This window comes from Pseudomonas agronomica (genome assembly GCF_025917275.1).
In the GTDB taxonomy this organism is placed as follows: domain Bacteria; phylum Pseudomonadota; class Gammaproteobacteria; order Pseudomonadales; family Pseudomonadaceae; genus Aquipseudomonas; species Aquipseudomonas agronomica.
The window spans coordinates 1-234 of record NZ_JAOSHO010001162.1; the positions used below are offsets into that span (position 1 = coordinate 1).

Here is a 234-nt window from a genome sequence, read left to right on the forward strand (position 1 = left end):
GTCTGATCAATTGGCAATTGCTCGACAGCAGCAGCGATGACGACGGCGTGCACTTGCACTGGCAATTGCAGCTGTGCGACTGGCAAGTGGACCTGCATGCCGACCTGGGCGAACGCATGGAGCTGCGCTTGAGCACCGAGCATCAAGACAGCTTGCCTTGCCAGTTGAGCCAGGCGTTGCACGCCTATTGGCGTATTGGCGACGTCGGCGAGGTAGCGCTGTCTGGGCTGGAAG

General features: G+C 60.3%; 1 pseudogene. It reads left to right on the forward strand.

Annotated features, from left to right (window positions below):
• Positions 1-234 (forward strand): annotated as a pseudogene (locus OC610_RS29380) (D-hexose-6-phosphate mutarotase); the annotation flags it as partial.